Raw genomic sequence first — 22,053 nt, 5'->3', positions numbered from 1 at the left:
TCCAGTATCCCCCACAGGTCACCCGAAGAACGCGAACGCCGCGTATGCGACTGCTGCGGAAGGCAGGATCGAGTCGAGGCGGTCGAGGAATCCGCCGTGCCCGGGCAGCCACGACGACATGTCCTTGATGCCGAGATCGCGTTTGATGAGAGATTCGGCGAGGTCGCCGAGCGTCGCCGTCAAGAGCAGTGCGAGGCCGAAGCCGATACCGAACCACCACGGCTCGTCGAGCATGAAGATCGCGAGCAGCACGCCCGCGACGGTGCTCGTGACGGCGGCTCCTGCGAAGCCCTCCCAGGTCTTCTTCGGGCTGATGACGGGGGCCATCGGGTGCTTGCCGAACGAGAGTCCGAACGCGTATGCGCCGGTGTCCACGCACACGACCGTGATGATGAACGCGAGCGTCCACCACTGCCCGCCTTCGGCTGCTGTGAGCACGACCGCGAACGTCGCGAGGAACGTCACGTACCCCTGAACGAACGCCCCGGCGCCGAGGTCGCGGAGCAGGTTCGCACGCGTGCCGCGCGCGAACGCCGCCACGATCCGCCAGATCGAGATGAGGAGGATGCCCGCGATGACCGAGATGAACTGCCCGGCAGCGCCGTAGTAGTACGCGGCGGGCACGGTGAGCACGGCGACCGCGACGCTCGGCACGATCGGAACGAGCAGATCGCGCTTCCGGAACGCCTGCACGAGTTCGACCGTGCCGAAACCGACCATGACGACCGCGAACAGCATGAAGAGCTCTTTGACCACCAGGAGGCTGAGCAGGAGCGCGGCTCCGACACCCAAGCCGATCAGGATCGCACCGAGGAGGTTCCTTCCGGTGCGCGCCTTGATCTTCTCCTGCGTCTCCTCGAACTGCGCCTTGCCCGCCTCGAACTGTCGCTCGAACTCGACGCGCGCCGAATGCACTTGCGCCAGGATCTCGTCGCGGGGGCTGCGATCGTGATCGGACCCGTCGACCCCGTCCTCCCCCGGACCGCCCGACCTGGTCACGCTCAGACCTCGAGGAGTTCGGTTTCCTTGCGCTTCAGCGCGTCGTCGATCTGGTCGACGTGCGCCTTCGTGACCTGCTCGAGCTCCTTCTCGCCGCGCGCCACCTCGTCGTCGCCGAGTTCGCCCTTGAGCGCGTCGAGGTCGTCCTTCGCCTTGCGGCGGATGTTTCGCACCGACACACGGGCGTCTTCGGCCTTCGAGCGCACGAGCTTCACGAACTCTTTGCGGCGCTCCTCGGTGAGTTCGGGGAGCGTGACACGGATGATGTTGCCGTCGTTCGTCGGGTTGGCCCCGAGGTTCGGAGTGTCGCGGATCGCCTGCTCGATGTCGCGCAGTGCACCCTTGTCGTAGGGCGTGACGACGAGCGTGCGGGCCTCGGGATTCTGCAGCGAGGCGAGCTGCGAGAGCGGCGTCGGCGTGCCGTAGTAGCTCACCAGGATCTTCTGGAAGAGCTGCGGGTTCGCGCGCCCGGTTCGCACGGTCGCGAAGTCGTCTTTGGCGACCTCGACGGCCTTCTGCATGCGTGCGGTGGCATCGGACAGTACATCCGCGATCACGGGGGCTCCTTCTCTTCGCTGCAGGAACAGCTCTTCGGACAGTCTATCGGCGGGACTCGGCGGAACCGTTGCTCACAAGCGTGCCGATCGGCGCGCCGAGGATCGCAGCGGTCACGTTGCCCGCGGGCTCCATGCCGAACACCTGCATGGGCATGCCGTTGTCCATGCAGAGGCTGAACGCCGTCGAGTCGACGACCTTGAGTCCGCGCTGGAGCGCCTCCAGGTAGGTGATCTGGTCGATCTTGTGCGCTTCGGGGTTCTTGCGGGGGTCGTCGGAATACACCCCGTCGACGCCGTTCTTCGCGACGAGCACGACGTCGGCGCCGATCTCGAGCGCGCGCTGGGCCGCGACCGTGTCGGTCGAGAAGTACGGCAGGCCGGCCCCGGCGCCGAAGATGACGATGCGGCCCTTCTCCAGATGCCGCTCCGCGCGCCGAGGGATGTACGGCTCGGCGACCTGCGTCATCGAGATCGCCGACTGCACGCGCGTCGCGGCCCCGGCCTGCTCGAGGAAGTCCTGCAGGGCGAGCGCGTTCATGACCGTGCCGAGCATGCCCATGTAGTCGGCGCGGCCGCGGTCCATGCCGCGTTGGGAGAGTTCGGCGCCGCGGAAGAAGTTGCCGCCGCCGACGACGATCGCAACCTCGACGTCGCGCGCCGCATCGGCGATCTCACGGGCCAGGGAGGAGATCACGTCCGGGTTGACGCCGAGCGATCCACCGCCGAACGCCTCCCCGAGAGCTTCAGAAGCACCCTGCGCCTGCCGTCGGTCGTCATGTCGTCGTCCCTTCGTCCCCGTGTACAAACTAGCGGTCGCTCGCGTGATGGAGCGGTGTGTCCGAGCAACGGATGCCTCGACGAGGCATCCGGATGCTCGCTCCTGCGCGCAGAACGCTGCCGCGCGCACGAAAAGGGAGTCCGGATCGCGAGCGATCCGGACTCCCCATGATGCGTGTTACGCGCCGACCTTGAAGCGAGCGAAGTCGCTCACGGTCAGGCCCGCGTCCGCCAGCACCTTGGCGATCGTGAGCTTGTTGTCCTTCGCGTAGTCCTGCTCGAGCAGTGCGACCTGCTTGAAGTAGGCGCCGAGGCGACCCTCGACGATCTTCGGGAGGGCGGCCTCGGGCTTGCCCTCCTCGCGCGTGATCTGCTCGACGATCTGGCGCTCCTTCTCGACGGCCTCGGTCGGCACCTCGTCGCGAGTGAGGTACTCGGGCGCGGCGAACGAGATGTGCTGCGCGATCGAACGGGCGGTCTCGACATCGGCACCGGCGAAGCCGAGGACCACGCCGACCTGCGGGGGCAGGTCCTTCGAGGTCTTGTGCAGGTAGATCGAGAACTGCTCGCCCTTGACGAGGCGGATGCGACGGAGCTCGACCTTCTCGCCGAGGATCGCCGCCTCTTCGGAGATGACGTCGGCGACGGTCTTGCCCTCGGCCGGCGCGGCCAGTGCGGCCTCGACGGTCTCGGCGCGAGCCGCGGCGACGGCCGCGAGCACGCGGTCGGCGAGGCCGACGAACTTGTCGCCCTTGGCGACGAAGTCGGTCTCGCAGGCGAGCTCGATGAGGGTCGCGGTGCCGTCGCCGTTGTCGACGGCGGCGACGAGGCCCTCGGCGGTCGAGCGGTCGGCACGCTTCGCGTTGCCCTTCGCGCCCTTCAGGCGGAGGATTTCGACCGCCTTCTCGAGGTCGCCGTCGGCTTCCACGAGGGCGTTCTTCGTGTCGACCATGCCGGTGCCGAGGCGCTCGCGCAGGGTCTTGACGTCTTCGAGAGTGAAGTTGGCCATGTTCGGAAACAGTCTCCTGGACTCGTGGTCTGGACTAGTGGATTACTTGGACTCGGCGGCGTCGGCAGCAGCCTCGCCCGCCTCGTCGGCGGCCGACTCGGTCGCCGCGATCTCCTCGGCGGCCTCGTCGACGACCTCGGCCGCTTCAGCCTTGGCCGAGGCTTCGGTCTCCGCGACCTTCTCGGTCTCGGCCGACGCCTGCTCGGGGGTGGTCTCGCTGCCGGCCTGGAGGAGCTCCTGCTCCCACTCGGCGAGCGGCTCGGCCTCTTCGCCCTCTTCGGGCTTCTGGTGGCGTTGGATGAGGCCCTCGGCGGCCGCGTCGGCGATGATGCGGGTGAGCAGGCTCACCGAACGGATCGCGTCGTCGTTGCCCGGGATGGGGTACTGGACCTCGTCGGGGTCGCAGTTCGTGTCGAGGATGCCGATGACGGGGATACCGAGCTTCTTGGCCTCGTCGATCGCGAGGTGCTCCTTCTTGGTGTCCACGACCCAGAGCGCCGACGGCGTCTTCGAGAGGTTGCGGATGCCGCCGAGCGACTTGTGGAGCTTGTCGAGCTCGCGCTTCTTGAGGAGGAGCTCCTTCTTGGTGAAGCCCGAGGTGGTGCCCTCGAAGTCGAGCTCCTCGAGCTCCTTCATGCGGGCGAGGCGCTTCGACACCGTCGTGAAGTTGGTGAGGAGGCCGCCGAGCCAACGCTGGTTGACGTAGGGCTGGCCGACGCGCGTCGCCTGCTCGGCGATCGACTCCTGCGCCTGCTTCTTGGTGCCGACGAAGAGGATGGTGCCGCCGTGCGCGACGGTCTCCTTGACGAAGTCGTAGGCCTTGTCGATGAAGGAGAGCGACTGCTGGAGGTCGATGATGTAGATGCCGGAACGCTCGGTGAAGATGAAGCGCTTCATCTTCGGGTTCCAACGGCGGGTCTGGTGCCCGAAGTGCACGCCGCTGTCGAGCAGCTGGCGAATGGTGACGACGGCCATGGCCGTTCTCCTTCTGTTCTCAGTTGATGCCCCGACCGGCGGCCGGAAGCCCTGGTGCCCGGCACGCTCCGCCGGCTCGATACTCGAGCGGGACTGATGGAGACGGTGGCCGAATGGGCACGCGGAGTCACCCCGCAGCGCGGGATGCAACGTTCATGTTATCACGCGACGGCTCCTCCCCAGGGCCGCGCTCGGGGTCGCCGTCCCCGTTGCGAGGGCTCGTCGACCGACGGCGCGCGCCACGCGCGAGGCTTCCGACATGCACATGAGACGGATGTCCCGAGCCGCGAGCGTCGTCGCGCTCACGACCGTCTTCGCCCTCGCCCCGGCGCTCTTCGCGTCGCCGTCGTCCGTGGCCGCGGCGCACCCGTCCGCGGCGTCGCCAGCGTCCGGAACCGCCGGCGCCGACGAGCGCTGGGACTGGCCGACACCGACGCCCCATCGCGTCGTCGACCCATACCGGGCCCCCGCGACCCGCTACTCCCCCGGCCATCGGGGCGTCGATCTCGCCGCGGTCCCCGGCGCGGCCGTCGCCGCCGCTTCAGCCGGCCGCATCTCGTTCGCAGGCCTGGTCGCGGGCAGACCGGTGGTCTCGATCGACCACGGCGACGGCGTGGTGAGCGCGATCGAGCCCGTCGAGGCGTCCGTCTCCGTCGGCGATCTCGTGCGTGCTGGGGATCCGATCGGCGTCGTCGCGACGGGAGGCCACTGCGACGCAGGCTGCGTGCACTTCGGCGTCCGGGTCGACGGCGACTACGTCTCGCCGTTCCTGTTCCTCGGCGGCGTCCCGCGCGCCGTGCTGCTGCCCCTTTCCTGACCCGGATGTCTCGCGCCCGGCGCGCGCGGACTCACGCGCGCGGGTGCGCGGTCAGATACGTCTGCTTCAGCCGTTCAGCCGACACATGCGTGTAGATCTGCGTCGTGCCGAGGCTCGCGTGCCCGAGGAATTCCTGCACGGCACGCAGGTCGGCGCCGCCGTCGAGCAGGTGGGTCGCGGCCGTGTGGCGCAGCGCGTGCGGCCCCGCCGGCCCAGATCCGGGCACATCGGCGAGGAGACCCGCGATGAGTCGGTGCACGGCCCGGGTTCCGAGTCGCCCTCCGCGGGCGCCGACGAAGACGGCGGATGTCGGGGCCGCACCGTTCGTGCCGGTCGCGGTGCCGCGCTGTTCCTCGCCCGCGCGCCCGTGCCCGGCGGCTGCTTCGAGGAGCGCGGGCCGGGCGACTTCCAGGTAGCGGTCGAGAGATCGGGCAGCGGGCGAGCCGTAGGGCACGACACGCTCCTTCGAGCCCTTCCCGAGGACCCGGACGGTGCGCCGCGACCGATCGATCGACCCGACGTCGAGCCCAGTGAGTTCGGACACGCGCAGCCCTGCCGCGTACAGCAATTCGACGATCGCCGAGTCGCGGGCTGCGGCCGGATCGCCCGCGCTCGCCCGCTCGTCGAGCCTCGTGAGAATGCCCTCGATCGCACCCTGCGTGAGCACCCTCGGCAGAGTGCGCAGCGCCTTCGGCGCCCTGAGACGCGCCGCAGGGTCGGCTGGAATCGCGCCGCGCCTGGCCGCCCACGCGAAGAAGCCGCGGGCGGCGGCCGCCCGGCGCGCGATCGTCGAGCGGGCAAGACCCCGCTCGGTCGCGTCCCACAGCCAATCGCGGAGGACACCCAACGACACATCGGCGAGCGCCGTGACATCCTGCGCCTCGACGAACCTCACGAGCGCTGCGAGATCACCGCGATACGCCGTGAGCGTGTTCACGGCGACGCCGCGCTCGGCCCGCAGATGCACGAGGTACTCGTCGATCGCGGCGTCGAAGAGTGTCGGGTGGGGGTGGATCGCGCTCATCCGGATCGCTTCCGCGAGAACCGGTCGAGCCGGCCGCTCGGGTCGAGCGACTCGATCTCGGCGAGGAACTCCGCGCCGAAGTTCGACACCACCTCGAACGGCCCGAGCGGGACGACGGCCGTGACGACGCCCTGGTCGTAGAGATGGACCACCGAGAACGAGCGCCCGCCGTCGATGCCGACGAGTTCGCGCGGCGGCGCCGAGAGGTCCATCGTGTACGCCGTCGCTCCCGCGACCGCGACGGGGATGCCTGCGAAGACGCCGTTCGTCGGATAGTGCAGGTGCCCGCCGAGGATGAGCCGAACGTCGGTGCCCGCGAGGGCGTCTGCGAGGAGATCTTGACCCTGGAGTTCGAGCACGTCCATGAGTGCGAGCGGCGTCGCGATCGGCGCGTGATGGAGGGCCAGCACGGTGCCGTGCGGGGCGGATTCGGCGAGCGCAGCCCGGAGCCACGCCGCCGACGCCTCGTCGACGGCGCCGTGGTGGAACCCCGGCACCGAGACGTCGAGGGCAACGATGCGGAGCCCGGCCACGTCGTGAACGACATGGACGGGCGTGTCGCTCGACGGCTCGCCGAGCAGACGCTCGCGGAACGGCCCGCGTTCGTCGTGGTTGCCCATGACCCACACCAGGTCGGCGCGCGCCTCGGCCGCGACCGGTTCGAGCGCGGCGCGCGCCCGGTCGTATGCGTCGGGCTCGCCCAGGTCGGCGACGTCGCCGGTCACGACGATCGCGTCGATCGACGTACCGAGCCGCTCGAGCTGGCGCACGGCCTGGTCGAGCCACCCGACCGTGTCGGCCTTGCCTCCGAGCGGCGCGCCGCCGTCGAGGAGGTGCGTGTCGGAGACGTGCACGATGACGTGCCGCGCCGCCGGATACCGACCGAGTCTCGAAGCCTGTTCGCCTGTCACGCGGCCAGACTACGGCCCGCCGCCGACCTCGGCTATGTGGCCCGCCGCACCGAGACCCACCCGTCGAATCCGCGCTTCGCGCGCCCCTCGGCTTCGAGCGAACCCAGCACGCTCCGCACTGTGCGCGGATCGAGGCCTGCCCGTCGAGCGACGTCGTCGACCGGTCTCGTGGCACGCGCACTCAGTGCGTCGAGCACGCGGAGTCCCTCGGCCGTCGCAGCCGTCGACGCCTCGAATCCGTCGAGCAGGTCGCCGTCGAACGAGGTGCCGAGTGCGAGCTCGGCCATCTGGCCGGCATCGGTCACGCAGACCGCGTCGAATTCGCGGAGCAGCCGATGGCACCCCGCCGAGGCGGGGCTCGTGACCGGTCCGGGCACGGCGCCGAGCGGCCGCCCGAGTTCCGACGCATGCCCTGCGGTGTTGAGCGATCCCGAGCGGTAACCGGCTTCGAGCACGACGGTCGCGGCGGTCGATGCCGCGATGAGCCGGTTGCGACTCAGGAACCGCCACTTCGTCGGCGCCTGCCCGCACGGCAGCTCCGATACGACGGCCCCGGTCTCGACGATCCGGGAGAGCAGTTGCTCGTGCCCGGCCGGATAGAACCGATCGACGCCGCCCGCGAGGAATGCCACGGTCGAGCCGCCCGCCCGGAGCGTCGCCCGATGCGCCGCGCCGTCGATGCCGTACGCCCCGCCCGACACGATCGTGAATCCGCGGTCTGAGAGCCCCGCGGCCGATTCGACAGCCACATGCTCGCCGTATCCCGTCGCCGCGCGAGCGCCGACGAGGGCGATCGTCCGGCGGGCTCGGGCGAGCAGGCCGACGTCGCCCCGCACCCACAGCGCGAGCGGCGCGTGCGCGCCGAGATCGTCGAGCGCGACGGGCCACGAGTCATCCGACGGCAGCAGCAGACGGGCGCCGACGCGACCGGCCTGCTCGACCGACCGCACGAGTGCGGCGTCGTCGATGCGGGGCAGCCATCGCTCGACGGCGGCGGCGAGTACGCGGGCTTCGACGACGATGCCTGATTCCGCGAGCGCTTCGGCGAACGCGCCGGTCGAGGCGCGCTCGTGCACGAGTCGCGCGACGCGTGCTGCGCCGAGCGCCTCGATCGCGTTGCCCATCGTTCCATCGCCGGGCTCGGCGATCGCGCCCAGGAAGACACGTGCGATCGTCTCGTCGGTCGGCTCGCGTCCGACCACGGCAAGCGGGCGCGCGAGCGAGCGGGCGAGCCCGTCGACCGCGCGGAGGCCGTCGGCGCTCATCGCACGATCCCCTTTCGGAGGAGCAAGGCGTGGCCGACGTGATGCTTGTCGGGCGCTGCTGCGCCGTCGAGATCTGCCATCGTCCAGGCCAGCTTGAGCACCCGGTCGTACCCCCGCATCGTGACATCCCCCAGTTCGAGGGCTCGGTCGAGCGACACGGTCGCTTTGCCTCCCGGGTGCATGCGGCCCTTCCCCCGCATCCACGGGCCGGGCAGTTCGGCGTTCGTGCGCCACGGCGTTCCGCGCAGTCGGTCGGCCGCGACCCGGCGTGCCTCGACGACTTTCGCTCTCGCTTCGGCGCTCGTCATGGTCGGCTCTTCGACGGCCGCCTGGAGCTTCGCAGCGGTGATGCGCGGTACGTGGAGGCGGATGTCGACGCGGTCGAGGAGCGGCCCCGAGATGCGCGCGAGGTAGCGTCTGCGCACGACGGGCGCGCACACGCACTCGCCGTCCTTCAGACCGTACTGCCCGCACGGGCACGGGTTCGCGGCGAGGACGAGTTGGAAACGCGCGGGGAAGGTCGCGACCGCGCTCGCCCGGTGGATCGAGACACTGCCGGACTCGAGCGGCTGGCGCAAGACGTCGAGCACGGACGCGGCGAACTCGGGCGCCTCGTCGAGGAAGAGCACGCCATGCGTCGCGCGCGCCGCGGCGCCCGGGCGGAGCATCCGACTGCCGCCGCCGATCATCGCGGCGGCCGACGCCGTGTGGTGGGGCGCTTCGAACGGGGGCCGGAGACTCAGCCCGCCCGGCGGTGCCTCCCCGGCGAGCGATCGGATCGAGGCCACTTCGAGAGCGCGGTCGGCGTCGAGGTCGGGCAGGATTCCCGGCAATCGCGAGGCGAGCATCGTCTTTCCGGCGCCGGGCGGCCCTTCGAGGAACACATGGTGACCGCCGGCCGCGGCGACGAGCAGGGCATCGACCGCGTCGCGGTTGCCCGCCACCTCGGCGAGATCCCCGACCGGCGCCGGCGATTCGGATGCTCCGGTCGGCTCGAGCCGTGGAGCGGGCAATGCCGCGAACGCGTCGAGGCCCGCGGGGTCGTACCGCCCGCCATGACGGATCGCGGCCTCGAGCAGCGAGCCCACGGCGATGACGTCGACGCCCGGCACGAGACGCGCCTCCGCCGCGTTGGCCTCGGGGACCATGACGGTGTCGTGTCCGGCGCGGGCGGCCGCGAGCACCGCGGGCAGCACCCCGGCGATCGGACGCACGCGCCCGTCGAGTCCGAGCTCGCCGAGGTGGACGACGCGGTCGACGGATGCCGCATCGATCTCGCCTGCGGCCGCAAGGCAGGCGAGCGCGATGCTGAGATCGAAGCCCGATCCATTCTTCGGCAGCGACGCCGGTGAGAGGTTCACCGTGAGCCGACGCTGCGGCAGGGGGCATCCGGCATTCGTCGCGGCCGACCGCACCCGGTCGCGCGCCTCGGCGAGCGAGGCGTCGGGCAGCCCGATGATGGCGAGCGAGGGCAACTGCGCCGCGAGGTCGGCCTCGACGTCGACGACCGACCCCGAAAGTCCGAGCATCGCGACCGAGCGCGTGCGTCCGACGGGCATCAGCCGATCCCCTCGAGGTGCTCGACGAACGCGGGCGCGTCGGTCGGCGCCAGTACCGAGATCGCATCGATGCGGATACGCCCCACCGGCGCCTCGGACTGCTCGCACCACGCGAGCGCGAGTCGGCGCAACCGCGCGAGCTTCAGCGCCGTGATCGCCTCGAACGGATGCCCGAAGGCCGCCGTCGTACGAGTCTTCACCTCGACGAACACCGTGTCGCGCCCGTCACGCGCGACGAGATCGAGCTCGCCGATCGGGCAGCGCCAATTGCGATCGAGGATCTGCATTCCGCGGGCTTCGAGATGACCGGCGGCGATCTGTTCGCCGTGCCGGCCGAGTTCCGTGTTGTGGGCCATTCGCACCACCTCCGCGACCAGGGTCGCGGCGCGGAGCGCCCGATCAGGCGTCGATCAGGTGCGGGGTGGACAACCCACGGAGCGCCCGCACTGTGCAGGAGACGTCGGCGGAGACATCCGGCCGCCGTTCGAAGCGCGCACGCGCGTCACTCGTCGAGCGCGAGCTCTTTCGGCAACTCGAACTCGCGCGTCGCGAGCTCTTCGACGTTGACGTCTTTGAAGGTCAGCACGCGCACGCTCTTGACGAAGCGGTCGGCGCGGTAGACGTCCCAGACCCAGACGTCTTTCATCGTGAGCTCGAAGTAGAAGTCGTGCTCGGTGTCGCGACGGACGAGCTCGACCTCGTTCGCGAGGTAGAAGCGCCGCTCGGTCTCGACCACGTACCGGAACTGCGACACGATGTCGCGATACTCGCGGTACAGGGCCAGCTCGACCTCACGGTCGTAGTCGTCGAATTCTTCCTCGTCCATCGCACTCATCCTACGCCGAGGTCGAAGAGCGCCGGAGCCTCGGGCTCGGTGCGATCGTGCAGCCACGTGTGCCGGTGCAGGGCGCTCGGACCATGTTCGTCGAGTGCCGCGAAATGCGCGCGCGTCGAGTACCCCTTGTTCTCGTCCCACGCGTAGAGCGGAAGCTCGTCGTGCGCGCGGCGCATCGCGCGGTCGCGGTGCACCTTGGCGATGACGGATGCCGCGGACACCGACGCGCAGTCCCGGTCGGCCTTGATGCGCGTGATGACCCGGGCGCGCCGTTCGATGGGCGTGCCGATCCAGTCGAAGTTGCCGTCGAGCACGAGCGGCGCGCCGCTCGGCAGTTCGATCGCCTCGCCGAGGGTCGCGTAGGCGCGGGCGCCTGCGAGCCCGAGGCACGCCATGATGCCGAGTTCGTCGATCTCGGCGGCGGATGCCTCGCCCACGGCCCATCCGCGCACCCACGCCGCCGCACGCGGCGCGAGAAGCTCGCGCTTGGGCTCGGGCAGGAGCTTGGAGTCGCGGAGACCCGCCGGAATGCGCTTCACCGTCGGGTCGATGACGACGATGCCGACCGTGACGGGCCCGGCGAGCGCACCGCGACCGACCTCGTCGCACGCGAGCACGACGGGCGCCCCCTCGTCGAGAAGGGACCGCTCGAGCTTGAGCGACGGCGCCCGGCCCGCGGCCACGTCAGCCCTTCGCTTCGTCGACGCCGGCGAACACCTCGGGGTAGTTGCCGAGCCACGTCCAGTGCTCGACGGGCCAGCTCACGACGAACGCCTTGCCGACGACGTTGTCGATCGGGACGAACCCCTTGAGGGGCGTGTCGGCGTTGTAGCGGGAGTCTTTCGAATCCCACCGGTTGTCGCCCATGACCCACAGCATGCCCTCGGGCACGACCTGGTCGAAGTCGTCGCGCGACACCCGGCTCTCACCGGGCGGGAGCGTCACGTAGGGCTCGTCGAGCGGGATGCCGTTGACGCTCATCTGGCCGAGCGCGTTGCAGCACACGACGTGGTCGCCCGGGAGCCCGATGACGCGCTTCACGAGGTGGTCGTTGGAGTCGGGCGCCGAGAGGCCCACGAACGCGAGGAACCAGTCGACGGCCGCCACGAGCGGCGGTTGCTCGGGCTCGGGGCGCGGTGTGAGCCATCCGCCGGGATCTTTGAAGACCACGACGTCGCCGTGCTCGAGCGGCGCCAGGTCGGGGACGAGCTGGTTGACGATGATGCGGTCGTCGATCTCGAGCGTCTGCTCCATCGACTGCGACGGGATGAAGAACGACCTGATGAGGAACGTCTTGATGAGGAACGAGACGAGGACCGCGACGACGAAGATCACGAGGAGGTCGCGGAGGAAGAGCAGCGCACTCCGGCCCCTGGTCGGCTTCGCTGCTGCTTTCCCGTCGACCTCGTCGCCGTCTGGCATGGTGCGTGTGTCTTCTGTCATTGACCTGTTCGTTTAAACGTCGAACTCCCCACCCAAGTGTAGGGGCGGGGAGTCCGGACGATTCACATGTGCACGCCGACGCGCGACACGGAGACGCGATCAGTTGTCGCGCTTCTCCTTGATCTTCGCCTTCTTGCCGCGGAGCTCGCGGAGGTAGTACAGCTTCGCGCGACGGACGTCACCGCGCGTGACGACCTCGATCTTCTCGATGATCGGCGAGTGGACCGGGAACTTGCGCTCGACGCCGACCTGGAAACTGATCTTGCGGACCGTGAAGGTCTCGCGGACGCCCTCGCCCTGACGGCCGATGACGACGCCCTGGAAGACCTGCACGCGGGCGCGCGAGCCTTCGATGATGTTCACGTGCACCTTGACGGTGTCGCCGGGGCGGAACTCGGGGATGTCCGAGCGCAGGCTCGCTGCGTCGACGTGGTCGAGGATGTTCATGATGGTTCGCTCTCTGCGCCCGCAACCGGTCGAACGCGGATCAATGGGAAAGTGTCTGGTGCCGCCTGCACGGGCGAGGCCGTGCGTTGCGTGCTCCCCGGAGGCAGAGACCTGCGGCGGCACAATCGACTATTCTGCCAGATCCTGCCCTGTTCGGGCAAAAGCACGCGAGCGCGGATGCCCCGGGGCCACCGTCTGCGGTCGTGAGGACCGCCCGCACACCCGCTACTCGGGCCGTGCCGGGCCGTCTTGCTCGGGCGACGGCCGCGACTCGCGGACGACGATGACCTCGCCCGCGTCGACCGGCGGAAGCTTCGTCGGGGCCTCGCCGCGCTGCTGCGCCGCGACCCGCTCGAACTCGTCCATCGTCGCCTGCACACGCCGCGCGCCGTCGCGCAGCAACTGCACGAGCGCCCACCAGAATGCGACGACCGACAGGGCGATCGCGAGCACCCCGAAGCCGACCGCGGCATCGCCGTAGAACCCGGCCGCGACGATCGACGCGTGCCACGCGCCCAGCACTCCGACATCGCCCCACGACACGGCCTTCTGCTCGCGCACGGTCGGCCTGGCGCGCACGATGATCGCGATGACGAAGAGCGCCAGGAACGATGCCGGAAGCACGATGAGGAGCCCGAGCGTGCCCCATCCGCCGGAGCCGAAGATCGCCCAGCCGATCGCGAGCCAGAGCGGCAGCACCACCACGGCGATGAACAGCCACCGGTAGAACACGCGCCGCAGGATCATGCGCCAAGCGTAATGCGCACATCGTGGGCGCGTGCATGGTGTTCACTCAGGGCTGAGCAGACAGAATGGAACCGTGATCGAACTCCGGACCCCCGCCGAAATCGAAGAGATGCGCGCAGCAGGGCGCTTCGTCGCGAGCGTGCTCGAGGCGACCTCCAAGGCCGCCGCAGTCGGCGTCAACCTGCTCGACCTCGATGCCCTCGCGCACGAGATGATCCGCAAGGCCGGCGCCGAGAGCTGCTACATCGACTACCACCCCTCGTTCGGCGCGAGCCCGTTCGGAAAGGTCATCTGCACGTCGGTCAACGACGCCGTGCTGCACGGCCTCCCCCACGACTACCGCCTGAAAGACGGCGACCTCCTGAGCCTCGACTTCGCGGCCTCGGTGAACGGCTGGGTCTCCGACTCGGCGATCTCGCTCGTCGTCGGCACGCCTCGCGGCGAAGACCTGAAGCTCATCGACACGACCGAGCGCGCCCTCGCCGCCGGCATCGAAGCGGCACGCGTCGGCAACAAGATCGGCGACATCTCCCGTGCGATCCAGGATGTCGCGAAGGCCGGCGGCTACTCGGTCAACACCGACTTCGGCGGGCACGGCGTCGGCCGCACCATGCACGGCGACCCGCACATCCCGAATGCCGGCCGCCCCGGTCGCGGACTGCCGCTCAAGCCGGGCCTCGTCATCGCGATCGAGCCGTGGTTCCTCCACACGACCGACCGCATCTTCACCGACCCCGACGGCTGGACGCTCCGCAGCGCCGACGGTTCACGCGGCGCGCATTCCGAGCACACGGTCGCGATCACCGAAGACGGCCCGATCGTCCTCACAGCGCGCGGCTGAGGCATCCGCCCCGTCAGTCCTCGAGTTCCCAATCGTCGTCGCGCGACTCCGAGCGCTCGAGCACGAGGTCGACGAGGGGCGCGGGTGCAGACTGGCCAGGGAGCAGGAGCGGCGCCGTCACCCGATCGGCGCCCGCCTGCTGCACGGCGTCGTAGAACGTGCCCGGAGCGAGGAGGTACGCCGAGACGACGACCGTCGAGCGGGGATGCACCGCGCGCACCATCTCGATCGCGTCGGGCAGCCGCGGGATCGCGGCGGCGATGAAGCCCACCGTCACCTGTCGGCCGAGCCTCGCGGCGAGCATCCGCGCGGTCTCGAAGCACTCGCGCACTGCCCGGGGATCGTTCGAGCCGGCTGCGGCGAGCACGATGGAGACGTTGTCGTCGAGGTGCGGCTCGAGCCGCGCCTCGAGCACGTCGATGAGACGCTCGTCGGGCCCGAGCGGGTCGGCGAGGGTCGCACCGGCGCCCGAGAGCCGATCGATGCCGCGCGTGAGCCCCGTGCGCACGTGGAAGCCCGCGCTCAGCACGAGCGGCACGATGACCGCCTCGGGGTCGCGCACGCTCTCGGCGAGCGCCGTCGCGACATCGGTGTGGGCGGCGTCGACGAACGTGATCGAGATGTCGCCGCTCGGGCGTGCGCTCGAGACGCCGTCGACGAGCCGCATGACGGCCTCGCGGTTCTCGGCCGACGGGGCGCCGTGCGTCAGTGCCACGAGCCGCAACGGCCGTTCCGCCGCCGATGCTCCGACCCGCTGGTACCCTGCCGACCCGATCGCCACGAATTCGCCTCCTGCTGCGGCGAACACGTTGTCCCGCGGTCTCGACGCTACGAACGGCGTGTTTCGCGGGCGGCACCCGAGTGTTTCGGGCGCGTGAAGACTGGCACGGCGTGAGGATGCGTCGACGCCGCGCCGCGGAACGTTCCGGCTACGGCAGGAGCTCGGGCCGAACGCGCTTCGTGCGCTCGAGCTGTTGCTCGCGGCGCCAGGCGGCGATCGCGCCGTGGTTGCCCGAGAGGAGCACGGGCGGCACCTCGAAGCCGCGCCACTCGGCGGGCTTCGTGTAGCTCGGGTATTCGAGGAGGCCGTCTTCGTGCGACTCCTCGACGAGGCTCTCGGGGTTGCCGACGACGCCCGGCACGAGACGGCCGGCGGCCTCGATCATCGCCATCACGGCGACCTCGCCGCCGTTCAGCACGTAATCGCCGAGCGAGATGAGCCGCACGCGCATGCGGGTCGCGTAGTGGTCGACGACGCGCTGGTCGATGCCCTCGTAGCGTCCGCACGCGAAGACGAGGTGGTCTTCTTCGGCGAGTTCACGGGCGATCGCCTGCGTGAACGGCTCGCCGGCGGGGGACGGCACGACGAGAAGGGCGTCGGATGCCTCGCTCCCCACGATGCCGTCGAGCGCCTCACCCCACGGCTCGGGCTTCATCACCATGCCGGCTCCCCCGCCGTAGGGCGTGTCGTCGACGGTGCGGTGCCGGTCGTGGGTGTGCTCGCGCAGGTCGTGCACGCCGACCTCGATGAGGCCGGCAGCACGAGCCTTGCCGAGCAGCGAGATGTCGAGCACCCCGAAGAACTCGGGGAAGATCGTGACGATGTCGATCCGCACGAGGCTTACTGCCCCTCGGCGGGCTCGTTCGCGTCGGCCGCGTCGACCAGAGGCGCCGATTCGGTTTCGACAGACTCGTCTGCCTCGGGGAGCTCCTCGAAGAGCCCCTGGGGCGGCGTGACCGTGAGTGTGCCGACTTCGAGATCGACCTCGGGCACGATCGCCTGCACGAACGGCACCATGACCTCGGCGCCGCCCTTGCCGCCCGTCTTGACGACGAGGAGGTCTTGCGCGGGGAGGTGCTCGACCGAGACGACCCGGCCGATCTTCTCGCCGTCGCGCACGACGTCGAGGCCGACGAGCTGGTGGTCGTACCAGGCGTCGGGTTCGGGCGCCTCGTCGTCGGACTGGTCGACCCAGAGGATCGCCTTGATGACCGCCTCGGCGGCCGTCCGGTCGTCGATGCCCTCGAAGAACCCGACGGGGTGCCCGTTGTACCAGCGGAGTTCGCGGAGCGTCAGGTTCTTGCCGTGCCACGGGGAGTCGTCGGGCACCTGCAGCGAGAACTCGGCGCCCGGCGTGAACCGGCGCTCGGGGTCGTCGGTGTAGAGCTCGAGCTTGATGGCGCCCTTCAGCCCGTGGGCCTTGGTGAGTCGGCCGACGCGGAGCTGCTGGGGACGGGGATCGGCGGCCACGTCAGTCGTCGGTGTCGACGACGTCGACCCGGACGCGCCGGCCGTCGGCGAGCGCGGTCACGAGCGTGCGCAGCGCCTTCGCCGTGCGACCGGCCCGCCCGATGACGCGGCCGAGGTCCTCGGGGTTCACGTGAACCTCGAGGACCTCGCCGCGTGCGCTCGACGCGGACACGACGCGCACGTCGTCAGGGTGATCGACGATCCCCTTGACGAGGTGTTCGAGCGCGGACTGGAGCAAGGCTTACGCCTCGTCCGTGGTCTCGGCGACCTCGGCCTCGGCCTCGGCGGGGGCCTCTGCGGGCTCCTCGACCTTGGCGGGCTTCTCGGCCTTGGGCTTCACGACCGACTTCTTGGCGGTGTCGACCGCGAAGACTTCCTTCGCGTCCTTGGTGCGGACGGTCGAGACGGCGTTCTTGTCGCCCTTGAACTTGCCCCAGTCGCCCGTGAGCTTGAGGATGGCGAGGACCTGCTCGGTCGGCTGTGCGCCGACGCCGAGCCAGTACTGCGCACGCTCGGAGTCGACCTCGATGAACGAGGGCTCCTCGGTGGGGTGGTACTTGCCGATCTCCTCGATGACGCGACCGTCGCGCTTGGTGCGCGAGTCGGCGACGACGATGCGGTAGTACGGCGCACGGATCTTGCCGAGGCGCTTGAGGCGGATCTTGACAGCCATGATTCTCCTGAAATGTCTGGTGAGTTGGCGAACTGACGGCCGTGAGCGTGGGGTGCACACTCGGCGGAAGCTCAATGGGGCTCTGCGGGCCGGATAGAGGGTCGGGCGTCACAGAACTCGACTGACCATTCTTGCAGATTTCCGGCCGCGACTCGAATCCCGCGCCCGTGCCATGATTGGCGCACGACACTTCGGCTCGACCGGACGGGGAAGATATGCAGATCGGCTTCGCCGACTCGCCGCGCTCGACCGTCGGGATCGAGTGGGAGATCGCGATCGTCGATCGGGTCACGGGCGAACTCGCGTCGGTCGCCGACCGGGTGCTCGACGGCCTCCGCGGCCCCGACGGCTCGCCGCACGAGCACATCACGCACGAGCTCCTGACGAACACGGTCGAGCTCGTGAGCGGCGTGCACGAGCGCGTCGACGGGGCGGTCGCCGACCTCGTCGGGCAGCTCGAGGAAGTCCGGACGGTCCTCGACGACATCGGCGACTACGACCTCATCTGCAGCGGCTCGCATCCGTTCAGCCAGTGGTACGACCAGCAGCTCACCGACAAGCCGAGGTACCACAAGCTCATCGACCGCACGCGGTGGTGGGGCCGCAACATGATGATCTGGGGCATCCACGTCCACGTCGGCATCGAAGACCGTGCGAAGGCGCTGCCGATCCTCGACGGCATGCTCGCGTACATCCCGCACCTGCAGGCCCTCAGCGCGTCGAGTCCGTTCTGGGCGGGCGTCGAGACGGGCTACGCGTCGAACCGCGCTCTCATGTTCCAGCAGCTGCCGACCGCGGGCCTCCCCTATCCGCTCGCCGATTGGGCCGCCTACGAGCGGTACGTCGACGACCTCGTGCGTACGGGCGTCATCGAGGACTACAGCGAGGTCAGGTGGGACATCCGGCCCTCGCCCAAGTGGGGCACGATCGAGGTGCGCGTGTGCGACGGCGTGTCGACGGCCGCCGAGATCGCCGCGATCGCGGCGCTCATCCAGTGCCTCGTGGAGTGGATGAGCGAGCGGCTCGACCACGGCGAGACGCTGTCGGTGCTGCAGCCCTGGTACGTGCGCGAGAACAAGTGGCGCGCGGCGCGCTACGGCATGGACGCCGAGATCATCACGGACGTCGCGGGGTCCGAGCGGCTCGTCGGCGACGACCTGCTCGACCTCCTCGTGACGCTCGCGCCGATCGCCGAACGACTCGGCTGCGGCCCCGAGCTGCAGGGCATCCGCACCATGCTCGAGATGGGCGCGAGCTACCAGCGGCAGCTCGGCGTCGCGCACGCGGCCGGCGGCGACCTCCGCGCGGTGGTCGCGCACCTCGCACACGAGCTTCGCGACGGCACGCCGTCGGCCGAGGCATCCGTCTCATAGACCCGGGGTCTCGCGAAGCCGGATGCCTCGAGGCCGACCGCTTACGCGGGGATGCGGCGCGTGCGGATGAGCTCCGCGTACCAGAGCGCCGAATCCTTCGGCAGCCGCTCCTGGGTGTCGTAGTCGACGCGCACGATGCCGAAGCGCTTGGAGTACCCGTAGCCCCACTCGAAGTTGTCGAGGAACGACCACACCTGGTACCCGCGCAGGTCGACGCCGCGCGCGATCGCGCGGTGCGCGGCCGTGAAGTGCCGGCGGAGGTAGTCGGTGCGCTCCACGTCGTGGACGGCGGGGCCCGTCTCGCCTTCGACGACGACGTCGTCGAACGCCGCGCCGTTCTCGGTGATCATGAGCGGAAGTCCGGGATAGGACTCGTGAAGTGCGACGAGGAGGTCTTCGAGGCCCGAGGGGTCGATGTTCCAGCCCATCTCGGTGTACGGGCCGGGCTGCTGGAGGAACTCGACGCCGTCGGAGCCGGGCCACGCCGTGCCGCCCATGTCCTTGTGACCGTCGGCGTTGACCTTCGCGCCCTCGCCGTCCCACATGCGCACCGTGACGGTCGAGTAGTAATTGACGCCCAGCAGATGCAGCGGCTGCTTGATGAGGTCGGTGTCGCCGGGCTTCACGAACGACCAATCGGTGATGCCGGCCGTGTCGGCGATGACGTCGGCGGGGTACTCGCCGTCGAGCAGAGGTCCGAGGAACACGCGGTTGGCGAGCCCGTCGATGCGACGCGCGGCCTCGGGGCCCGTCTCGCCCGACGGGCGGATGACGTGGAGGTTGAGCGTGATCGAGAACTGCGGGTCGCCCGGCACGACTTCCCGGAGCGCCGCGACGGCGAGCCCGTGGGCGAGGTTCAGGTGGTGGACGGCGGCGAGCGCCTTGGCGCCGTCCATGAGGCCCGGCGCGTGTGCGCCCGAGCCGTATCCGAGGTAGGCGGAGCACCACGGCTCGTTGAGCGTCGTCCACACCGAGATCTTGTCGCCGAGCCGCTCGCCGACGAGGCGCGCGTAGTCGGCGAAGGCCTCGGCGGTCGCGCGGTTGGTCCAGCCGCCCTCGTCTTCAAGGGCCTGCGGGAGGTCCCAGTGGTAGAGGGTCGCGATGGGGCGGATGCCTCTGGCGATGAGCCCGTCGACGAGTCGCTCGTAGAACGCGAGGCCGACCTCGTTCGCGGGACCGCGGCCCGTCGGCTGGATCCGCGGCCACGCGATCGAGAACCGGTACGCCTCGAGGCCGAGTTCGACCATGAGGTCGAGGTCCGCCTCCCAGCGGTGGTAGTGGTCGTCGGCGACGTCGCCCGTGTCGCCGTTCCAGACCTTGCCGGGCGTGTGGCTGAAGGTGTCCCAGATGCTCGGGCCGCGGCCGTCTTCGTCGTAGGCGCCTTCGATCTGGTACGACGCAGTGGCCGAGCCGAAGAGGAAGTCGTCGCCGAACTCGAGGCCCGAGTCGCGGTAGTCGGGAGAACCGGTGGTCATGGTGCTGCTCCATCTCGTCGTGGCGGGCACGCCGTGGATCACTGTAGTCGGTTCCGCCGGATATTTGCTTACTGCACTGTAAGTAAATCGACCTGTCGGGATCGATTCAGTACCAGTAGTCCCCGGTCTCCGCGCGGTAGCCGGCGAGGAACGCACCCTCGCCGCGGCGCCATTCGTCGGCGCCCGGCTCGTGCGGCAGCAGATAGGCGGGCAGGTACTCGACGATGTCGGACGCGAACGCGCTCTTGAAGATCAGGATGCCTCGACCGGCGGGGTGATCGTAGCCGGGCGGCGGCACGTGGCCGAGGTCGTACGCCTCGACGCCCTCCTCGGCGAGCTCCTGCATGATCCGCCACTGCAGCAGCCGCGAGGCCATGAGGTGCGGGAACTCGCGCGTCGAACCGCCGTCCTTGTACCAGGCGTTGCGCCCGAACCGCACGACGAATGCGCCCGCGACGACCTGCCCGTCGTGACGGGCGAGGTACAGTCGGCCGTTCCCCGACTCCGCGAACCGCGACCACACCCGCCGCAGGTACTCGTCGTCTCGGAAGAACGCGCCCGATCGCTCCTCGGTCGCCCTCACGAGCTCGATCATCTCCGAGGCATCCGGCCCGTCGACCTCGCCCCGCTCGATCGCGACACCGTTGCGCTCCCCTACCCGGATCTCCGCACGCGCGCGCTTCTTCATGTCGGCGAACGCCGCCTCCGAGCCCCGCGAGAGATCGACGATGACGGCGAAGCGGTACTGCGACGCCTTCGCCGGAAGCCATCCCTCCGCCGCGAACTCCGCCTCGATCGCGGCGTCCCTCGGCTGGTACAGCTCCAGCTTCGTGGCGAACGCACCGCCGCGCTCGCGAAGCGAAGCGGTGAGCCCCGGGACATCCGCCGCTCCGATGCCGCTCACGCGAGGAAGGTGGCGAAGACGGCCGACTCCCGCGACCTCGCGCTCGTACGTCAGGGCCGGGTGCGGCCGCGGTCGACCGGTCGACAGATCGACGGAGGCCACGCTCCACGGGCCCCCGAGCGGATCTCGGCCCACGTGCGACTCTGCATGAAATGCGGCGAGGAGTGCGCGTGGAGCACCCGATCGTCCCAGTCGGTTCCGATCGACTCGAGTTGCGGCGTGTCCACCAGGTTCCCCCAATGTGAGTGGCGGTCGGGCCTTCGCCCACGTGCGTCGCTTCGCGGAAAGGATAACCCCAGGATGCCCCGGCGCGTCGAGACCGCGCCGCTGGCAGCCGACGGCTTCCGCACCTAGGGTGGTGCGCATGGCGGAGGCGACCCTCGAACTCGACGGCGAACAGGTGCACGCGCGGCTCGTGCCGAACCGGGGCACGAACGGCGGATTCTCCCTCGTGATCGACGGCACGACGCAGTCGCACGTGAACCCCGACGACCCGCTCGACATCCAGCTCGAGTACGTTCGACACGTCACGAACCTCATCGACGCGTGGCATCCGTCGGACGCCCCGATCTCGGCGCTGCACCTCGGCGGCGGCGCCCTGAGCATCCCCCGCTACGTCGCGGCGACCCGGCCCGGCTCGCGACAGCACGTCGTCGAACTGCACCGCGAGCTCTTCGAGTTCGTCGTCGACGCGTTGCCGCTCCGCGACGAGGTCGAGCTCACTGCCGAGTTCGACGACGCGCGGGCCGCCGTCGACCGTTCGGCGAGATTCCGGGGCGGTTACGACCTCGCGGTCGTCGACGTGTTCTCGGGGTCGGTCGCGCCGCCCAACGTCGGCACGATCGAGTTCTTCCGTGGGTTGGCAGACCTTCTCACTCCCACCGGCATCGTCCTCGTCAACACCCTCGCGACGAGCGAGCTGCAGTTGAGCCGGCGGATGGCGGCGACGCTCGCCGAGGAATTCGAGGAGGTGACCGCGCTCGTCTCCGAGGTCGTGCTCGAAGGCGCCCCCGGCAACGTCGTGCTCGCGGCATCGCGCACATCCGCGCCGCTCGACGAGATCCTGCGGTGGACGGCGTCCGCGCCGCGTCCCGTCCTCGTGCTGCAGGACGACCGGCTCGACCGATTCGTCGACGGCGCCGGGCCCCGGCGTGACGGGGACTCGGGCTGA

At 69.9% G+C, this 22,053-nt stretch carries 25 protein-coding genes and 1 pseudogene; 4 read left to right on the top strand and 22 right to left on the bottom strand.

The genetic code is table 11. The annotated features are described in order from the left end of the window. Window positions 1-18: 18 nt before the first annotated feature. The 5 genes and pseudogenes from ET445_RS11090 to rpsB all read right to left on the bottom strand — a co-directional run bounded on the left by ET445_RS11090 (window position 19) and on the right by rpsB (window position 4,317). The gene (locus ET445_RS11090; protein WP_243695176.1) at window positions 19-999 is read right to left on the bottom strand and encodes a phosphatidate cytidylyltransferase; all 981 of its coding nucleotides are present in this window, start codon (window positions 997-999) and stop codon (window positions 19-21) included. Window positions 1,000-1,001: 2 nt separating this feature from the next. Continuing rightward, window positions 1,002-1,556: a ribosome recycling factor gene (frr, locus tag ET445_RS11085; protein ID WP_129191325.1), complete on the bottom strand. Its 555-nt coding sequence runs from the start codon at window positions 1,554-1,556 to the stop codon at window positions 1,002-1,004. A 43-nt stretch (window positions 1,557-1,599) separates the two neighbouring features. After that, window positions 1,600-2,333: pseudogene (pyrH, locus tag ET445_RS11080) on the bottom strand (UMP kinase). A gap of 178 nt (window positions 2,334-2,511) precedes the next feature. Further along, window positions 2,512-3,342: a translation elongation factor Ts gene (gene tsf / locus ET445_RS11075; RefSeq protein ID WP_129191323.1), complete on the bottom strand. Its 831-nt coding sequence runs from the start codon at window positions 3,340-3,342 to the stop codon at window positions 2,512-2,514. Between the two features lie 42 nt (window positions 3,343-3,384). Further along, window positions 3,385-4,317, bottom strand: coding sequence for a 30S ribosomal protein S2 (rpsB, locus tag ET445_RS11070; protein WP_129191322.1), 933 nt, complete (start codon window positions 4,315-4,317; stop codon window positions 3,385-3,387). 274 nt (window positions 4,318-4,591) lie between these two features. Here rpsB and ET445_RS11065 point away from each other — a divergent pair, with 274 nt between their 5' ends. After that, window positions 4,592-5,134 (top strand): M23 family metallopeptidase, encoded by a 543-nt coding sequence (locus tag ET445_RS11065; protein WP_129192520.1) that lies wholly within the window; start codon window positions 4,592-4,594, stop codon window positions 5,132-5,134. 31 nt (window positions 5,135-5,165) lie between these two features. Here ET445_RS11065 and ET445_RS11060 read toward each other — a convergent pair whose 3' ends face one another. The 10 genes from ET445_RS11060 to ET445_RS11015 form a co-directional block, all read right to left on the bottom strand. Beyond that, window positions 5,166-6,158, bottom strand: coding sequence for a tyrosine recombinase XerC (locus ET445_RS11060; protein WP_129191320.1), 993 nt, complete (start codon window positions 6,156-6,158; stop codon window positions 5,166-5,168). After that, on the bottom strand, window positions 6,155-7,069 hold the full coding sequence (locus ET445_RS11055) for a metallophosphoesterase (protein ID WP_129191319.1): 915 nt from the start codon (window positions 7,067-7,069) through the stop codon (window positions 6,155-6,157). Before ET445_RS11055 ends, ET445_RS11060 begins: the two co-directional genes overlap by 4 nt. A 32-nt stretch (window positions 7,070-7,101) precedes the next feature. Beyond that, window positions 7,102-8,334 carry a DNA-processing protein DprA gene (gene dprA / locus ET445_RS11050; RefSeq protein ID WP_129191318.1) on the bottom strand — a complete coding sequence of 411 codons (1,233 nt, stop codon included), beginning with the start codon at window positions 8,332-8,334 and terminating at the stop codon, window positions 7,102-7,104. Next, the gene (locus ET445_RS11045) at window positions 8,331-9,893 is read right to left on the bottom strand and encodes a YifB family Mg chelatase-like AAA ATPase (RefSeq protein WP_129191316.1); all 1,563 of its coding nucleotides are present in this window, start codon (window positions 9,891-9,893) and stop codon (window positions 8,331-8,333) included. The genes dprA and ET445_RS11045 overlap by 4 nt, the downstream gene beginning before the upstream one ends. Beyond that, window positions 9,893-10,249: a YraN family protein gene (locus tag ET445_RS11040; protein WP_129191314.1), complete on the bottom strand. Its 357-nt coding sequence runs from the start codon at window positions 10,247-10,249 to the stop codon at window positions 9,893-9,895. Before ET445_RS11040 ends, ET445_RS11045 begins: the two co-directional genes overlap by 1 nt. Before the next feature lie 146 nt (window positions 10,250-10,395). Next, window positions 10,396-10,719 carry a DUF2469 family protein gene (locus ET445_RS11035; RefSeq protein WP_129191313.1) on the bottom strand — a complete coding sequence of 108 codons (324 nt, stop codon included), beginning with the start codon at window positions 10,717-10,719 and terminating at the stop codon, window positions 10,396-10,398. 5 nt (window positions 10,720-10,724) lie between these two features. Beyond that, window positions 10,725-11,411, bottom strand: coding sequence for a ribonuclease HII (locus ET445_RS11030; protein WP_129191312.1), 687 nt, complete (start codon window positions 11,409-11,411; stop codon window positions 10,725-10,727). Between the two features lies 1 nt (window position 11,412). After that, a complete protein-coding gene (gene lepB / locus ET445_RS11025) occupies window positions 11,413-12,171 on the bottom strand; it encodes a signal peptidase I (RefSeq protein WP_243695175.1) in 759 nt (252 codons plus the stop codon). Window positions 12,172-12,270: 99 nt separating this feature from the next. Then, entirely contained in the window at window positions 12,271-12,618 is a 348-nt protein-coding gene (rplS, locus tag ET445_RS11020) for a 50S ribosomal protein L19 (protein ID WP_129191309.1), read from the bottom strand. A 225-nt stretch (window positions 12,619-12,843) separates the two neighbouring features. Beyond that, the gene (locus ET445_RS11015; RefSeq protein WP_129191307.1) at window positions 12,844-13,365 is read right to left on the bottom strand and encodes a hypothetical protein; all 522 of its coding nucleotides are present in this window, start codon (window positions 13,363-13,365) and stop codon (window positions 12,844-12,846) included. A gap of 73 nt (window positions 13,366-13,438) precedes the next feature. On the opposite strand from ET445_RS11015, the gene map reads away from it, so the two are divergent. Next, window positions 13,439-14,206 carry a type I methionyl aminopeptidase gene (gene map / locus ET445_RS11010; protein WP_129191305.1) on the top strand — a complete coding sequence of 256 codons (768 nt, stop codon included), beginning with the start codon at window positions 13,439-13,441 and terminating at the stop codon, window positions 14,204-14,206. A gap of 13 nt (window positions 14,207-14,219) precedes the next feature. On the opposite strand, the gene ET445_RS11005 is transcribed toward map, so the two are convergent. The 5 genes from ET445_RS11005 to rpsP form a co-directional block, all read right to left on the bottom strand. Beyond that, the gene (locus tag ET445_RS11005) at window positions 14,220-14,987 is read right to left on the bottom strand and encodes a sirohydrochlorin chelatase (protein ID WP_129191304.1); all 768 of its coding nucleotides are present in this window, start codon (window positions 14,985-14,987) and stop codon (window positions 14,220-14,222) included. Between the two features lie 148 nt (window positions 14,988-15,135). Continuing rightward, window positions 15,136-15,822, bottom strand: a complete 687-nt coding sequence (trmD, locus tag ET445_RS11000; RefSeq protein WP_129191302.1) for a tRNA (guanosine(37)-N1)-methyltransferase TrmD — start codon at window positions 15,820-15,822, stop codon at window positions 15,136-15,138. Window positions 15,823-15,827: 5 nt separating this feature from the next. Continuing rightward, entirely contained in the window at window positions 15,828-16,457 is a 630-nt protein-coding gene (gene rimM, locus ET445_RS10995) for a ribosome maturation factor RimM (RefSeq protein ID WP_129191300.1), read from the bottom strand. A 1-nt stretch (window position 16,458) separates the two neighbouring features. Then, the gene (locus ET445_RS10990; protein WP_121475435.1) at window positions 16,459-16,695 is read right to left on the bottom strand and encodes an RNA-binding protein; all 237 of its coding nucleotides are present in this window, start codon (window positions 16,693-16,695) and stop codon (window positions 16,459-16,461) included. Between the two features lie 3 nt (window positions 16,696-16,698). Next, entirely contained in the window at window positions 16,699-17,130 is a 432-nt protein-coding gene (rpsP, locus tag ET445_RS10985) for a 30S ribosomal protein S16 (protein WP_129191298.1), read from the bottom strand. Window positions 17,131-17,345: 215 nt separating this feature from the next. Between rpsP and ET445_RS10980 the strand changes: the two genes are divergently transcribed. Next, window positions 17,346-18,503 carry a glutamate--cysteine ligase gene (locus tag ET445_RS10980; protein ID WP_129191296.1) on the top strand — a complete coding sequence of 386 codons (1,158 nt, stop codon included), beginning with the start codon at window positions 17,346-17,348 and terminating at the stop codon, window positions 18,501-18,503. A 41-nt stretch (window positions 18,504-18,544) separates the two neighbouring features. Here ET445_RS10980 and ET445_RS10975 read toward each other — a convergent pair whose 3' ends face one another. Together ET445_RS10975 and ET445_RS17280 are read right to left on the bottom strand one after the other, a co-directional pair. After that, entirely contained in the window at window positions 18,545-19,978 is a 1,434-nt protein-coding gene (locus tag ET445_RS10975) for a GH1 family beta-glucosidase (protein ID WP_129191295.1), read from the bottom strand. A gap of 106 nt (window positions 19,979-20,084) precedes the next feature. Beyond that, on the bottom strand, window positions 20,085-20,882 hold the full coding sequence (locus tag ET445_RS17280) for a lipid II:glycine glycyltransferase FemX (protein WP_165314387.1): 798 nt from the start codon (window positions 20,880-20,882) through the stop codon (window positions 20,085-20,087). 364 nt (window positions 20,883-21,246) lie between these two features. Here ET445_RS17280 and ET445_RS17275 point away from each other — a divergent pair, with 364 nt between their 5' ends. Continuing rightward, window positions 21,247-22,053, top strand: a complete 807-nt coding sequence (locus ET445_RS17275; protein WP_165314386.1) for a spermidine synthase — start codon at window positions 21,247-21,249, stop codon at window positions 22,051-22,053.

Source organism: Agromyces protaetiae (assembly GCF_004135405.1).
GTDB classification, from domain to species: Bacteria; Actinomycetota; Actinomycetes; order Actinomycetales; family Microbacteriaceae; genus Agromyces; species Agromyces protaetiae.
This window is presented reverse-complemented; position numbering and strand designations above follow the sequence as displayed.

Coding starts and splice junctions, on each gene's coding strand:
- ET445_RS17275 (WP_165314386.1), top strand. CDS start 21,247: ATGGCGGAGGCGACCCTCGAACTCGACGGCGAACAGGTGCACGCGCGG.
- ET445_RS11015 (WP_129191307.1), bottom strand. CDS start 13,365: ATGATCCTGCGGCGCGTGTTCTACCGGTGGCTGTTCATCGCCGTGGTG.
- ET445_RS11035 (WP_129191313.1), bottom strand. CDS start 10,719: ATGGACGAGGAAGAATTCGACGACTACGACCGTGAGGTCGAGCTGGCC.
- dprA (WP_129191318.1), bottom strand. CDS start 8,334: ATGAGCGCCGACGGCCTCCGCGCGGTCGACGGGCTCGCCCGCTCGCTC.
- rpsB (WP_129191322.1), bottom strand. CDS start 4,317: ATGGCCGTCGTCACCATTCGCCAGCTGCTCGACAGCGGCGTGCACTTC.
- ET445_RS10975 (WP_129191295.1), bottom strand. CDS start 19,978: ATGACCACCGGTTCTCCCGACTACCGCGACTCGGGCCTCGAGTTCGGC.
- rplS (WP_129191309.1), bottom strand. CDS start 12,618: ATGAACATCCTCGACCACGTCGACGCAGCGAGCCTGCGCTCGGACATC.
- ET445_RS11060 (WP_129191320.1), bottom strand. CDS start 6,158: ATGAGCGCGATCCACCCCCACCCGACACTCTTCGACGCCGCGATCGAC.
- tsf (WP_129191323.1), bottom strand. CDS start 3,342: ATGGCCAACTTCACTCTCGAAGACGTCAAGACCCTGCGCGAGCGCCTC.
- ET445_RS10980 (WP_129191296.1), top strand. CDS start 17,346: ATGCAGATCGGCTTCGCCGACTCGCCGCGCTCGACCGTCGGGATCGAG.
- lepB (WP_243695175.1), bottom strand. CDS start 12,171: ATGACAGAAGACACACGCACCATGCCAGACGGCGACGAGGTCGACGGG.
- ET445_RS11040 (WP_129191314.1), bottom strand. CDS start 10,249: ATGGCCCACAACACGGAACTCGGCCGGCACGGCGAACAGATCGCCGCC.
- ET445_RS11065 (WP_129192520.1), top strand. CDS start 4,592: ATGTCCCGAGCCGCGAGCGTCGTCGCGCTCACGACCGTCTTCGCCCTC.
- ET445_RS11045 (WP_129191316.1), bottom strand. CDS start 9,893: ATGCCCGTCGGACGCACGCGCTCGGTCGCGATGCTCGGACTTTCGGGG.
- rpsP (WP_129191298.1), bottom strand. CDS start 17,130: ATGGCTGTCAAGATCCGCCTCAAGCGCCTCGGCAAGATCCGTGCGCCG.